Origin of the sequence: Candidatus Trichorickettsia mobilis (assembly GCF_034366785.1) — a bacterium.
GTDB lineage: Bacteria > Pseudomonadota > Alphaproteobacteria > Rickettsiales > Rickettsiaceae > Trichorickettsia > Trichorickettsia mobilis_A.
This window is the reverse complement of the sequence record NZ_CP112932.1, coordinates 615,077-629,350: the sequence shown is the minus strand read 5'-3', so window position 1 is coordinate 629,350 and position 14,274 is coordinate 615,077. Positions and strand designations below refer to the sequence as shown.

General features: G+C 35.2%; 11 protein-coding genes and 1 tRNA gene. 8 read left to right on the top strand and 4 right to left on the bottom strand.

The features are described 5' to 3' along the window. Positions 1-3: 3 nt before the first annotated feature. Together Trichorick_RS02850 and Trichorick_RS02845 are read right to left on the bottom strand one after the other, a co-directional pair. On the bottom strand, positions 4-735 hold the full coding sequence (locus Trichorick_RS02850; RefSeq protein WP_323738745.1) for a phosphotransferase: 732 nt from the start codon (positions 733-735) through the stop codon (positions 4-6). A 425-nt stretch (positions 736-1,160) separates the two neighbouring features. Continuing rightward, positions 1,161-1,252, bottom strand: a tRNA-Ser gene (locus Trichorick_RS02845). Positions 1,253-1,673: 421 nt separating this feature from the next. On the opposite strand from Trichorick_RS02845, the gene parA reads away from it, so the two are divergent. From parA to Trichorick_RS02810, 7 genes are all read left to right on the top strand, one after another. Next, positions 1,674-2,306, top strand: a complete 633-nt coding sequence (parA, locus tag Trichorick_RS02840) for a ParA family partition ATPase (RefSeq protein ID WP_323738744.1) — start codon at positions 1,674-1,676, stop codon at positions 2,304-2,306. A 271-nt stretch (positions 2,307-2,577) separates the two neighbouring features. Then, positions 2,578-4,680, top strand: coding sequence for a flagellar biosynthesis protein FlhA (flhA, locus tag Trichorick_RS02835; protein WP_323738743.1), 2,103 nt, complete (start codon positions 2,578-2,580; stop codon positions 4,678-4,680). Positions 4,681-5,230: 550 nt separating this feature from the next. Continuing rightward, on the top strand, positions 5,231-5,926 hold the full coding sequence (locus tag Trichorick_RS02830; protein ID WP_323738742.1) for a phosphatidylserine decarboxylase: 696 nt from the start codon (positions 5,231-5,233) through the stop codon (positions 5,924-5,926). A 277-nt stretch (positions 5,927-6,203) separates the two neighbouring features. Continuing rightward, the gene (locus Trichorick_RS02825; protein ID WP_323738741.1) at positions 6,204-6,962 is read left to right on the top strand and encodes a CDP-alcohol phosphatidyltransferase family protein; all 759 of its coding nucleotides are present in this window, start codon (positions 6,204-6,206) and stop codon (positions 6,960-6,962) included. An 8-nt stretch (positions 6,963-6,970) separates the two neighbouring features. Next, positions 6,971-8,023 (top strand): HlyD family secretion protein, encoded by a 1,053-nt coding sequence (locus tag Trichorick_RS02820; RefSeq protein ID WP_323738740.1) that lies wholly within the window; start codon positions 6,971-6,973, stop codon positions 8,021-8,023. 417 nt (positions 8,024-8,440) lie between these two features. Further along, complete coding sequence (locus Trichorick_RS02815) at positions 8,441-10,003, top strand: DHA2 family efflux MFS transporter permease subunit (RefSeq protein WP_323738739.1); 1,563 nt, start codon at positions 8,441-8,443, stop codon at positions 10,001-10,003. Further along, a complete protein-coding gene (locus tag Trichorick_RS02810) occupies positions 9,993-10,466 on the top strand; it encodes a Na+/H+ antiporter subunit E (protein ID WP_323738738.1) in 474 nt (157 codons plus the stop codon). Before Trichorick_RS02815 ends, Trichorick_RS02810 begins: the two co-directional genes overlap by 11 nt. Before the next feature lie 98 nt (positions 10,467-10,564). On the opposite strand, the gene Trichorick_RS02805 is transcribed toward Trichorick_RS02810, so the two are convergent. Then, entirely contained in the window at positions 10,565-11,494 is a 930-nt protein-coding gene (locus tag Trichorick_RS02805) for a tyrosine recombinase XerC (protein WP_323738737.1), read from the bottom strand. A 193-nt stretch (positions 11,495-11,687) separates the two neighbouring features. Here Trichorick_RS02805 and Trichorick_RS02800 point away from each other — a divergent pair, with 193 nt between their 5' ends. Next, a complete protein-coding gene (locus Trichorick_RS02800) occupies positions 11,688-12,842 on the top strand; it encodes a cation:dicarboxylate symporter family transporter (RefSeq protein ID WP_323738736.1) in 1,155 nt (384 codons plus the stop codon). Between the two features lie 439 nt (positions 12,843-13,281). Here Trichorick_RS02800 and trpS read toward each other — a convergent pair whose 3' ends face one another. After that, positions 13,282-14,271: a tryptophan--tRNA ligase gene (gene trpS, locus Trichorick_RS02795; RefSeq protein WP_323738735.1), complete on the bottom strand. Its 990-nt coding sequence runs from the start codon at positions 14,269-14,271 to the stop codon at positions 13,282-13,284. Positions 14,272-14,274: the final 3 nt, after the last annotated feature.

Here is a 14,274-nt window from a genome sequence, read left to right as displayed (position 1 = left end):
CTCTCACAATCTTTCCGGTAATCCAAACATAGCATCCCCAAAATCGATTAGCCCATCAATATGCCAAATGCCATCCATTTGTTTAACCAAAAAATTCATGGGGGTGTATTCCCCCGTTAAAATAACCGGTTGGTTTATTTTTGGAAGAATGGGTTTAACTGAGTCAAGAAAATTTGGGATTTGTTGCAACAATTCTTCTGAAAGCTGCTTCGATTGATGTTGTTTTACGCAATGAGCGATTTGTTTCTTAATAAACTGTTCCCAATGGCTATCTATGGCTTTTAGCCCTTCAGTTGGCAAAGCATGCTCTTCTTTTATTAAAGCCCCTAATTCACTCAAAATGATTGTTTTATTAGCGTGATCCATTTCTTCCCATTTGGTTTCCAAAAGTGTGCCTTCTAGTTGGCTCATCACAATATAGGGCCAGCCTGAAAATTCTCCATGATATTGCAAGGCTGGTGTTTTCACGAGAAGCTTATTGTGCACGTGTTGCAGAACCAGTCGCTCACTTTGGTATTGATTTTGATGAAAAGGTGGAAAGATTTTAATGACTTGATTATTGCCATGGGCAAATACAATGTTTGTGCCTTCAGAGAATAGCACTAGCGGTAAATCGGGTAATTGATGTCGATGTATTATTCTTCTAGCAGAATCTTCCAGAACTTCAATTTGCTGTTTAAATTTTTCATATTCTTCATTTGAATGAATCAAAGGAAGAATAGGTGTTTCTAGCATCAAGGCTCTCCTGGTATGCTGACAAAAAGCCAGCAGCTTGCATGTAATTTATTCAAATAACACACTGATTTACTTAGTAAATCCCTAGTATAATTTTACCACATTAGGTGCATTTCACCAGAAAATTCTCGCTCTGCGGGTACATGCGCGCATCAAAGCTCCAATAACGAACCTCAAGACCGGTTTTGCAAAAACCCAGTAAAATCAAGGGTTATGGACATGCGCACCTTCGTGTCGGACGTTCGCATGTAACGGAGAAACTTCGATGCAAAAGGGAGATTTTGGGGTAAAATCAGTGATTCTGCGATTCTCTAAGTACGCATGTGCTATGCATCTAAAAGCCGCTAAAGCTTATGAATGCTGGGGTTCTGAGGGTGGTTTTGATATTTGAAAATTTATGCCAAAAAAGTTAGACGCTTATAAAATGGCGGAGAGAGGGGGATTCGAACCCCCGATACGAGTTTCCTCGTATAACGGTTTAGCAAACCGCCGCCTTAAGCCTCTCGGCCATCTCTCCAATTTGGTTGTCTGTGTGACAATTGTACATAAATTGTACATAACTTAATCTAGTTTCACTAGGCTGCACTTAAAATTATCACGTAGTTAGCTTATTAATCTTTAAAAGTAATTTATATATACACAGCGTAAAACTAAATATACCTAAGTTAGTGCTATAATTTTGCTATGTATAGCACTGAAATGTAATAATTTCTAGTCTTAATTTACAATCTAATAACATGAGATTATTATTTATGTTATTTTGGTAATTTCTTTACTATTTTAAACAAGGATGTTCTACCTAGAAGCATAATATCTACTAATAATTAAATTTAGTATGAAAAACAACGTACGACAGCAAAATAATATTTTTTTGTACTATCATTTAGATATAAGCTGATATTTATTTTACAAATCAGCAAATTCCCATAGAATTAACTATGATGAAAATTATTACGATTGCGCAACAGAAAGGGGGAGTTGGTAAGACTACCATTGCAGCGCATTTAGCTGTAGCTTTAAAACAGAGAGGTGGACGTGTATTATTGCTGGACATTGATCCGCAGGGTAGTTTAACACATTGGCATAGTTTGAGAGAAAAACGCTTTGGAGTCGGATATACGGGAATAACATTTAATAATAGCGTTGGCTGGAAGTTAAATATAACAATTGATCAATCTAAGAATAAGTATGATTATCTAGTGATAGATTCTCCTCCGCATACAGAGATCGATTCCAAAGCAGCTATTAGAGTAGCTGATTTAGTGTTAGTGCCGATGCAGGCTAGCCCCACTGATGTATGGGCTACTTCTACAACGTTAGATTTTATTGCTGGCGAAAAAAAATTAGCCAAAATTATCTTGAATCGTTATAATCCATCTTCAAAAACGGCAAAGGAAGTTATTTCTGATGTTTCTAATTTATTACCGTCTTATCTCGGTAATAGAGTTGCGTTTAGTTCGTGTTTTATGCATGGCATCACTGTTGTTGAAGCTGAACCCAATTCTCAAGCGGCACTTGAAGTTAGACAACTGACTGACGCAGTGTTGTTGGCACTACGAGATGGCAATTAAGATAAAGGTGCGCAAATCATAGAAATAGGATTTGTAGCAAATTAAGTATAGAACCTAAGATTAAATAGACCTCTCTTACAAACTCAAGTGTTAGAGAAATGATGTCAGGAGACACGAAACACTGATCCGCAGCGTACTTTTGGTTTGTTTCGGATTCGAGTGCTGAACCTGTGCTTAAATCATTCACAGAAGTAGAGTTTGTGAGAAGAGGTCTAATGAAGTCCGAGTCCACAGAAATGCTAGAGAGATATATACTTTGGAATATAGATATATGCCACAGATACTACAAATTTTAAAACGAATTAGTCAATATAGTGATGTTGCTTTAGCTTGTTGTATAGTGGGCATCTTAATGGTGCTGTTATTTCCTATACCAACTGGTTTTCTTGATTTTCTATTAGCATTTTCTATTGCTTCATCAATAATCATTTTAATGACCACTCTTTTTATATCTAAGCCTTTGGAATTAAGTGTTTTTCCGACGATTCTTCTAGTAACTACTTTACTTAGGTTATCGTTAAATATCGCTTCAACCAGGTTGATACTCGCTAATGGTCATCTTGGAGCTGATGCGGCGGGGCATGTTATAGAAGCATTTGGTCATCTGGTGATGCAAGGTAATGTTGTTATCGGGTTAATAGTGTTCTTAATTCTAACAATAATCAACTTCATAGTCATTACCAAGGGTTCTGGAAGGATAGCTGAAGTTGCAGCAAGGTTTAGTTTAGATGCTATGCCTGGTAAACAAATGGCTGTTGATGCCGATTTAGCGGCGGGAATCATTGATGAAGCAGGAGCTAAAGCTAGAAGGCAGAGCTTAGAAGATGAGAGTACTTTTTATGGAGCAATGGATGGAGCTAATAAATTTGTTAGAGGAGATGCAATTGCTGGATTAGTAATTACTTTTATTAATTTAGTTGGTGGAATGATAATTGGTATTTTGCAGCGCGATTTAAGCTTTGATACAGCTATACAAACATACACTATATTAACTATTGGTGATGGTTTGGTTACTCAAATTCCTTCTTTGATCATTTCATTGGCTTCGGGTTTATTAGTTACTAAATCTGGAGTTACAGGTTCAGCGGACAAAGCCATATTTGGCCAGCTAGGTCAATATCCACAACCGTTGCTAATGACAGCGGGCGTTACTACGATGATGGCGTTTGCTCCTGGATTACCATTTTTTCCTTTTTTTCTTTTAACGCTAACAGCAGTAGCAGCCGGATATTTAATTTATAAAACGAAGCAAGCATCTAAGACTAATGCTACTTCAGGAGCATTAGCCGGACAAAAAAAGGATGGCACTACTGCTAGTGGGGGAGTGAGTGATAATAGCCAAGAAACGATCAGTGATACCTTGCAGCTTGATGCAATAAGGCTTGAGATTGGCTATGGATTATTGTCAATGGTTAACAATGGTAAAGGACAACGTTTAACAGAACAGATAAAAGCTTTGCGTAAGCAAATAGCAAAAGATTATGGCTTTGTTATGCAATCAGTTCGTATCCAAGATAATATTCAGTTAGATAGTGAAACTTATGTAATTAAAATTAAAGAATTGGAGGCAGGACGTGGGGTAGTAAGAGTTGGTAAATTGTTAGTTATGGATCCAAAAGCACAATCCATAGAAATGCCTGGTGAACATACCAAAGAGCCGGCTTTTGGATTAGCGGCCAAATGGATTGATGAAAGTTATAAAGAAGAAGCATTGTTTAATAATTATACTGTGGTTGATGCTTCTACAGTTATTACTACGCATCTTACTGAATTAGTAAAAGAAAATATTACAGAGTTATTATCTTATAGTGAAACTCAGAAGCTTTTAGATGAAATAGGTGAAGAGCATAAAAAATTGGTAAAAGATACGGTTCCAGATTTAGTTTCAATTGCCACTTTACAAAAAATATTACAAAATTTATTAGCTGAAATGATTTCGATCAGAGATTTGCCCAGTATTTTAGAAGCGATAGCTGAAGCTGTGCGTGCTAATAAAAATATGACTGGAATTACAGAGTTTGTACGAGGACGTTTGTCAAGACAAATATGCCATATCAACACTAATAATGAAGGGTTCATACCAATAGTTACTGTATCTTCTGAGTGGGAAAGGTTGTTTACTCAGAACCTGGTTAATGATGGGGATGATAAACAGTTGGCCATGCCACCGTCTAAATTGCAGGAATTTGTTGCGGCGGTTAAAAAGATATATGATGAGCAAGCGATTAAGGGATATATACCGGTTTTACTAACTAGTAGTACTATTCGGCCGTATGTACGCTCTATTATTGAAAGGTTTAGGCCATCAATTGTGGTGATGTCGCAGAATGAAATACATCATAAAGCTAAGATTAGAACATTATCAATGTTATAATAGCAATTATCTGGGTTTTAGATAGTGTTCAATGGGCTGTGTCAAATCATCAAGCTTTGAGACCATTTATGGTCGAAGCTATACCGCATACAAGCACATACAAGGTATCACATCACGAAGAGCCATTAGGGGGCTTGCGTGATCCAAAAATCAGCTCGAGTAAGAGGAGCGTACCTTAAAGACTGGATTGCTTTGATTTTTAAGAGCCTGTCTTGAAAGTAGATATAAGAGGTAATTTTGTCGTCAAAACTCGTCTCCGTTCCTCACGTACCCAAAAGTACGCTGCGGTACTCGACTTCGTTTTTCCTAAAACTTCCTCTCTTATATCTACTTTCAAGACAGGCTCTAACAAAATCTCAAGCAAGACGACTTGTTCTAAAAACTGCGAACACTCTCAAGACAGGCTCTTAAATTTATTATCTTTTCTTGAGTGGTCGTTGCTATACATACCTTATTAAACTGTTCATTGTCCATAAATTATAGATATCTCTTGACCATCAGGAGTTTGAAAATTATCATCATGCTGCAAATAACTTATTAGAGAGAAATAATGAAACAATATAGCGATTTTTCAAAAATTATTCATAAGGAAGGCTATATTTTTATAATTAGTTTTGCAGCAATAACATTTTTGTTAGCTTCGTTTAGTGCTATACTGGGATGGCTGAGTTTTGTTGCTACTGTATGGTGTATATATTTTTTTCGTAACCCTGATCGAATGACACCAGTTGCTGATGAATTGGTCATTAGTCCAGCAGATGGGATTGTCCAAAATATTACTGAAGCAGTGCCACCAATTGAGTTAGGGCTCAGTGATGAAGAAATGATTAGAGTTAGTATTTTCTTAAACATATTTAATGTACATGTTAACCGTATACCTGCAAGCGGCAAAATTTTGGCTCTACATTATAACCCTGGTAAATTTTTTAATGCTTCATTAGATAAAGCTAGTATCTATAATGAGCGCCAGTCGGTATTAATGGAAACTAATGATGGACATAAAATAGCTTTTGTACAAATTGCTGGTTTGATTGCTCGTAGAATTGTTTGTGAGTTAGAAGAAGATAGTCGGGTTCAAGCTGGAGAGCGATATGGAATTATTCGTTTTGGCAGTAGAGTAGATTTATATTTACCATTAAAAACGGCTGTTCTTGTCAGTAGAGGGCAAACTTGCATAGGGGGAGAAACTGTAATCGCAGATTTCAATCTTAAAAAAACTTCCGAGCCAAAATTTGAAAAAAGATAAGGTTAGTTGTTTGTATTGAATTAGTGCTGGCGGTTTGAAAGAGCTAGATAGGCGTCTTCTAAAAGCATCAATCATAACAATCGGTAATGAGAATTACTGGTGTTAAATTAACAACACAGCCATCTCAAGCAAAGAAGCAGTCATCCTGACACAAGTTTAGGATGACTATTTTTTAAGTTCGGATGACTGTGTTGTTATGCAAAACCTTAATTCTAATGCAGTTTAAATAATTACAGCATTATTACTCGATGTAATGAACAATATTGAAAGAAGTTTAATGAAAAGAGTTAGAATAAGCAAACCAATATTATTCACTAAGCTAATTCCTAATGTTATTACCTTGTTAGGGCTTATTGTTGGAGTTAGCTCCATCAGATTTGCCTTGGATAGTAGATGGGAAATAGCGGTATATTGTATTTTAATTGCTGGAGTTTTAGATGGTATTGATGGTCGAGTTGCCAGATTACTAAACGCAACCAGTCCTTTTGGTGCAGAGTTGGATTCTTTATGCGATTTTGCTAATTTTGGTGTAGCACCTGCTATTATGATCTATCTGTGGTCTTTCCAGCAATATGAATTTAAGCTATTATCCTGGTTTGCCATGCTATTATTTGTAGTATGTATGGCAATAAGACTAGCACGATTTAACACTATGATATTTCTTGCTCATGATAAACAAGATAAAAAATCAAAATATTTTTCTGTAGGTGTCCCAGCTCCATCTGGAGCATTGCTTGCATTAATACCAATGATACTGGATTTTGAAATTAGTACAGTGTTACAGATTAATATCCGTTCTCATACGATACTGATAGATATTTATATTGCAATAGTAGCAGTGCTACTAGCGAGTAGAATACCAACATTTTTACTAAAAAATGTACATATTAAACCGGAATATTTGTCATTATCAATGATTCTATCTGCGATTATTATTATTAATATTATTATATATCCTTGGTATACATTGCCAATAGTAGCTGTGAGCTATCTGTTGTCGATTCCCATTGCTGCAATTATTGCTAGGAGAATGTAGATAATAAGATGTTAATTATTCATAAAGCTATAGCAAAATACCAAAATCTTAAATATTGGAAATATTTGGCATGTCTTGGGGCAATAATATTATTATATTTATCATACCAATTTTATGCTTGGTGTAATACTCAAGCTTCTGATAATGCTTATATTGATGCAGATATATCTAACGTTAGCGCTGAGATCAGTGGCAAGATTAATAAAATACTGATTTTAGAAAATTCGCAAGTTGCTTGTGGCGATCTAATTGCTACCATCGATGATGGAGAATATAAAGCTAACTTGGCTAAAGCTGTTGCTGATGTTGAGGCTAGCACTAAAGATGTTAGTATCATAAAACAAAAAATTATTATAGAACAAATTAATTTAGAAAAAAATAAAGAAATAGCAAAATATACTAAAACTAACCTGGATATTATAGAAGTTGATTATCGAAGAACTATAGGACTGAATAAAGATAATTTTACCAGTAAAAAATTACTTGATATTGCCAGAATTGCGTTTGAGAAAGCAAAATCCGAGTATATACAAACAGCGTTCAACTTACAAACCAGTGAACAAAATCTTATATTATTAAATACTCAGCAAGCAGTTGCAGAAGCTAAACTTGAATCGTTAATACAAGAACGTAATATAGCGGAGCTCCATTTAAATAATACCAAAATTATAACTCCCATTGATGGCATAGTTTCAAATAGCGGATTACGAGTAGGTAGTTTTGTTCAACCCGGCGTACCTTTGTTTTCTGTTGTACCGAATAATAAATTATATATCAGGGTTAATTTTAAGGAAACACAACTAGCTAAATTGAAAGTTGGAATGCAGGCGATGATTATTTTTGATGCATTGCCAAATAAAAGATTTGTTGGCAAAATACGTAGTATTTCACCTGCTACTGGTGCTAAATTTAGTTTATTCCCACCTGATAATGCAACCGGTAACTTTACTAAAATAGTGCAACGAGTTCCAGTGCTAATAGATTTTACAGAATCTGAGGTTAAACAGTTTAATTTAGTTCCAGGAATGTCTGCGATAGTTACCATACGCACAGACCAATAACACCTATTACTTTATTTAGATTACGCTTATTATAGCTTGGTCATCAGGTACACAAAGAAGTCCAATGTCATCCCGAATACGTATGTGTTTCGGGATGACATATGTGTTTCGGGATACCTATACGTTCTAAAGACAATCGTGTGTCTGGGATGACTAGTTGTAATCGGAATGATTTATTAGTTTGAGACTTAGTGTATTTATACTAATTCAACTGCTTGTATTAATATTTAGAGCCTGTCAGATCAGTAGATATAAGAGAGGAAGTTTTAGGAGAAACGAAGTCGAGTACCGCAAGTAGTCTTTTGGTTTGTTTCGGAACTTCGCCTGCGTTTTTAGTGAGCAAAATTACCTCTTATATCTACTGATCTGACAGGCTCTTAGAACATAAATATAAAAAGCAATATAATATTAAATTAAATGACTGTAGCCGCTACCACTCCAGCACCATTATCCAAAAAACAATTATTAGCATTTTTTGCGATGATAGTGGGTATGTTTATGGCGGTGCTAGATATACAAATTGTAGCTAGTTCACTGTCGGTGATTGCAGCAGGACTTTCAGCTTCACCAGACGAATTATCTTGGGTACAAACCTCATATCTTATTGCAGAAGTTATTATTATTCCAATCACTGGATTTATCGCCAGATTATTATCAACAAGAATTTCTTATTTTATCGCCGCTGTAGGTTTTACCATCATGAGTGTTTTATGCTCATTAGCCTGGAATATTGAATCAATGATTATTTTTCGTAGTTTACAGGGATTCTTTGGCGGAGCTATGATCCCAACTGTATTTAGCACAGTATTTATTATATTTCCGCAAAAACAGAGATCAACTGTCACCATAATCATCGGGTTAGTAGTAACAATGGCTCCGACACTGGGCCCTACACTTGGTGGATATATCACCGAAATATTCTCCTGGCATTTTATGTTCCTGCTTAACTTATTACCAGGAATCTTTGTGTGTACCATGGTTTTCCTCTATGCTGATTTTGATCAACCAAATTATAATTTATTAAAAAACTTTGATTATCTTGGTATTATCTTGATGGCAGTTAGCTTGGGAGCGTTGCAGTATGTTCTTGAAGAAGGTAATAAATGTGGATGGTTTGATGATTATAAAATATTACTTTTAAGTATAATGGTGTTTTTGGGGTTTATAAGTTTAATTATTAGAGAGTTGACATTTGTTAATCCTATTCTTGATTTAACTGCGTTTCACAACCGGAATTTTACTCTTGGTTGTGTATATTCCTTTATGTTGGGTATGGGATTGTATAATGCTATATATTTATTGCCATTATTTTTATTTTCTATTGCCGAGTATAATACTATTCAGATTGGCCAGACGATGATGATTACTGGTATGGCACAATTTGTTTCAGCTCCTATAGCCGGACGAATGGTAGCAATGGGAGTAGATCATAGATTAGTATTGGCAATTGGTTTATGTATGTTTGGTTCCGGTTGTTACCTTGATTCCTTTTTAACAGCAGATTCAAGATTTGAGGAGTTTATAGTTCCACAATTATTTAGAGGAATGGCGCTAATGTTCTGCTTTATACCGGTAAATGATATAGCTCTTGGAACTATGGCCAGAGATCAGATCCAGAATGCTAGTGGCTTGTATAATTTAACTCGTAATTTAGGAGGAGCGATTGGTTTAGCAGTGGTAAATAGTTTGCTGACTACTAAGCGCAAAGTTTATGAACAGTACCTGGGAGAGCATCTTAGTGCCAATTCCAGTAATGTTATTGCTAAACTAAATATTTTTCAAAATTTTTTTGCTGGCAAAGTTAGAGATCCAGAGCTAGCAGCCTATTTTGTACTAAAAAAAACAATTACCATTAATGCTTTTGTGATTGCAATAAATGATATGTTTGCAATCATTGGCTTGTTATTTTTTGTAAGTGCAATCTTGCTGCCATTTACCGCTAATATTCAAAATAAGGATATGGAAATAAGTGGCCACTAAATGCTGGAGCTTTGTTAGTTTTTTACTGATTTGGTATGGGTTATGTGGTTTCCCCAGTAGCCTACTGTGGAGCTGTATGGCAGTTATTTGTCCTGTTATAACTTATTATTTTGCTAGTTATCTTAGGCTATTACCTAGAAATTGTAAATTTAATTATGGCTTTATATTTTATTGTTTTTGGTTAGTGCAAGAGATATTAAAATCCAGCTTTACTGTGATCAAAATTATTTGGAGTCGACAATTAAACATAACTCCATCATTTGAGTGGGTTGAGTTTAAGGATAGTGCCTTTAATGATATGGGGTTAGTTGTATATGGTAATTCTATTACTTTAACACCGGGTACGGTAACGGTTGATACCACCGACGGGATGCTGTTAGTTCATGCGTTGGAACAATCTTCCATTAACGATTTGCATAAAGGAGAAATGGCTCATAGAATTAACAAAATAGTAAGCTTCTAGTCTTGAGTTTTTTATGGTTTACGGTTTTTAGAAAAAGTCTTGCTTGAGATTTTATTAAAAATCGAAGCACTCTAGTCTTTCTTAAAATTTATGAATGCTCACTTGGATTTAGTGGCTGCTGGATGAGCCTTATCATAAGCGCTCTCCAATAATTTAGGATTAACTTTAGTGTAGATTTGAGTAGTAGATAAGCTTTGATGCCCTAACATTTGTTGTATTGAGCGCAAATCTGCTCCATTTTCTAATAAATGTGTAGCGAAACTATGGCGAAAAGCATGCGCACTTAGGTGTTCCGGTAGGCCATAATGCCGTCGTAAGGTAATTAATTCGCGATTAAATACCGCTGGCTGTAATTTTTTGCCAGCTTTTCCTCTAAAAATCGGCTCATCTTCTGCTATATGATATGGTAATATTGTTAAATATAACTCTATATACTCTCTTGCAATTTGAATCCATGGGATTATGCGCTCTTTGCCACCCTTACCAGTGATTCGGATAAATTCCTGATTTTTAAGATGCTGTTTAGTAATAGACAGACTTTCAGATATACGTAAACCTGCAGCATAAATTAATATTAATAAGGCTTTGTTACGAAGCGTTATCCACTTATCACTATCTTCTTCTTCTTCTAAATTTTTTATCGACTCAGTTACTTCTTCAAGCAATAATGCTTTAGGTAATCTTTTTTGTTTGCGTGGATTCTTAATCGAAAAAATGGCATGACAATTAATATCGTGATTTTTTTCCAAGAATTTATAAAAATTCTTGATGGCTGACATTGCTCTAGCACTTGATGAAGAATTATAACCATTACGTAAGCGCTCTGAGAGCCAGCTACGTACAAATCTTATATCAACACCAGCAATGATATTTATGCTCGCAGTTGTAGCGTGGTAATTAGTGATAAAATTCAGATAATTTTCCAAATCATGGAGATATGAGTCCAAAGTATGATGGGAATAATTCTTCTGTAATTTAAGATACTCATACCACGATCTAATTAACTCTTGGACTTCTAAATTATGCACAGAAATAACCTTTATATTTTATTGGACTTTAGGTAAGAAGTAATGTATAATTACTTCCATGTTTAAATTTCATCACTTATCTATTATTTTTACTCAAACTGCTACCGCAACGACCGGTGCGAACCGGTAAACCATATCACTTTTCAACTATTTCATATTATTTTCCGTTGTAATCTTTAAAGAGAGTAAAGTCATGTTGCGTAAAATGCCATTTATTTTGGTATTAATAATCTTATCCGTCATATTTTTAAACCAGTTTATACCATTTAACTATCAACAACTATTATATGCAATTAGCTTGTCGATAAAGTCACTGATAATATTTTTATTGCCATTCATAATTTTTGGTTTGTTATTTAAAGCTGCAGTAAATTTATCCAATAACGCTACTCGTATTATTACGATAATTCTAATTACCGTATGCTGTTCTAATTTTTTTTCAACTTTTATTAGTCATTATATTGGTTCTTGGATATACGATTTTAATCTATCAATCATTACTCCGAATAATATAGCAGGACTTACTGCCAACTCTTTTCTGTCATTACCACAGATAATGACCAACTCTACAGCAATGTTTGCAGGCGTTATTCTAGGAATCCTAACTGCGCGATATAAACCAGCAGCAGCTTTAGTAATTGCTACCAAACTGGAATATATAGTTGCCATTATATTAAAATTGTTTATCTATCTTATTCCGATTTTTGTTGCTGGGTTTATTGTAAAATTGCAATATGACGGAGTAATTAATACTATAATTAAAGATTATACCTTAATTTTCATTATTGTTGCTTTAGCACAATTTAGCTATATTACTATTACTTATTATATATTTAGCAGTTTAAAGTTTAATGAACTTATTCGTAGTATCAAGAATATTTTACCAGCTGCTATTACCGGGTTTAGTACTATGTCTAGCGCTGCTAGCATGCCGTTAACCATTATTGGTGCCGAAAATAATGCTATTGATAAGGATCTAGCTCGTTCGGTAATTCCGGCAACAGTCAATATCCATTTAGTTGGAGATTGTTTTGCGATCCCTATCTTTGCTTATGCAGTGCTAAAAAATTATGGTTTTGCTGAACCGGATTTAATTGCTTATTTAACTTTCAGTTGTTATTTTGTGCTGGCTAAATTTTCGGTAGCAGCAATTCCTGGAGGAGGAATTATTGTAATGTTACCAATTCTTGAAAGTTATTTAGGATTTAATACCGACATGATGTCACTAATTACCGCATTATATATTTTATTTGATCCCGTAATTACTTGTGCAAATGTTTTAGGTAATGGGGCCTTTGCTAAAGGAATGGACCTGGCACTAAGCAGTCGTCGTAGTATAACTGCCTAATTCAGGCTATATATAGTTTTTAGGTTGAATCAGAACCTATGCTAAAGATAATTTGTCATGCTGAACAAGTTTTTAGCATCTCGGAAGATATTGATAAGATCCCGGAACAAGTTCGGGATGACTGCCAGATGTCATTCCTGCGGAAGCAGGAATCCAGAAACTCACTAAGATTAAGAAAAAACTAGATTCCTGTCGCTGCTGAGAATGACGCACTGAAGGTACTCAAAGAACTACGAACGCTTACCACAAGTGAGCTCCGCAAAATTTGATGTCTAAGAGCCTGTCTTGAAAGTAGATATAAGAGGTAATTTTGTCGTCAAAACTCGTCTCCGTTCCTCACGTACCCAAAAGTACGCTGCGGTACTCGACTTCGTTTTTCCTAAAACTTCCTCTCTTATATCTACTTTCAAGACAGGCTCTAAACCAATGTTGAGAGAAGCTATACAAAGCCAAATAATTCTTTAACCTTACTCATCGTAGCTGCTGCAACATTACTTGCAGTAGCTGCTCCATCTTGCAGCATTTTTAATAAGTAATCTTGATTATTCATTAGATCATTATAGCTCTTGTTAATAGGACCTAGACTAGTAATAATCAGTTCTGCTAGATCATTCTTAAACTTGGCACAACCAGTGCCTTGATATTGTGCTAGAATCTGTTCTATTTTGTTACCAGATAGGCTGGAATAAATATTGATCAAATTAGCAATCTCTGGCCTAGTATCACTATCATAGCTAATCTCGCTGATACTATCGGTTTTTGCTTTTTTTATTTTTTGGTAAATTTGATCGGTAGTATCAGATAAATTAATTCTGGAAAAATCTGAAGGGTCTGATTTACTCATTTTAGCTCGGCCATCCCTTAAGCTCATTACTCTGGTGCTTGTTCCTTGAATTAGCGGCTCTGGCAATTTAAAAACTGATTGGCCAAATTTTCTGTTGACTATGCCAGCAATATCACGAGTTAATTCCAAATGTTGTTTTTGATCATCACCAACTGGAACAAAATCAGCATTATAAAGTAAAATATCGGCAGCCATTAATACCGGATAAGAGAATAGCCCCAAATTTGCTCCATCCTGGTCTTTTCCAGCTTTATCCTTAAATTGCGTCATTCTTTTTAACCAACCAATCGGTGTGATGCAGTTAAGAATCCATGCTAGTTCTGTATGTTCTCTGACTGAGCTCTGCATGAAAATGTTGGAAGACCCAAGACCGGAAGCTAAATATAATGCAGCACTAGATAGCACGGAAGATCGTAATTCCAAGGGAGGACGGTCTATAGTAATTGCATGTAAATCAGCCAAAAAGAAAAAACACTCATAACTAGGATCATGTTGCATTCTAACCCAATGGATAATTGCACCAAGATAATTTCCCAGATGTAAGTTGCCGGAGCTTTGTGCACCGGAAACTACTGTTTTTTTCATTAT

Excerpts from the sequence above, each read along its gene's own strand:
- Trichorick_RS02850 (WP_323738745.1), bottom strand. The coding sequence starts at position 735 with ATGCTAGAAACACCTATTCTTCCTTTGATTCATTCAAATGAAGAATAT.
- parA (WP_323738744.1), top strand. The coding sequence starts at position 1,674 with ATGATGAAAATTATTACGATTGCGCAACAGAAAGGGGGAGTTGGTAAG.
- flhA (WP_323738743.1), top strand. The coding sequence starts at position 2,578 with ATGCCACAGATACTACAAATTTTAAAACGAATTAGTCAATATAGTGAT.
- Trichorick_RS02830 (WP_323738742.1), top strand. The coding sequence starts at position 5,231 with ATGAAACAATATAGCGATTTTTCAAAAATTATTCATAAGGAAGGCTAT.
- Trichorick_RS02825 (WP_323738741.1), top strand. The coding sequence starts at position 6,204 with ATGAAAAGAGTTAGAATAAGCAAACCAATATTATTCACTAAGCTAATT.
- Trichorick_RS02820 (WP_323738740.1), top strand. The coding sequence starts at position 6,971 with ATGTTAATTATTCATAAAGCTATAGCAAAATACCAAAATCTTAAATAT.
- Trichorick_RS02815 (WP_323738739.1), top strand. The coding sequence starts at position 8,441 with ATGACTGTAGCCGCTACCACTCCAGCACCATTATCCAAAAAACAATTA.
- Trichorick_RS02800 (WP_323738736.1), top strand. The coding sequence starts at position 11,688 with ATGTTGCGTAAAATGCCATTTATTTTGGTATTAATAATCTTATCCGTC.
- trpS (WP_323738735.1), bottom strand. The coding sequence starts at position 14,271 with ATGAAAAAAACAGTAGTTTCCGGTGCACAAAGCTCCGGCAACTTACAT.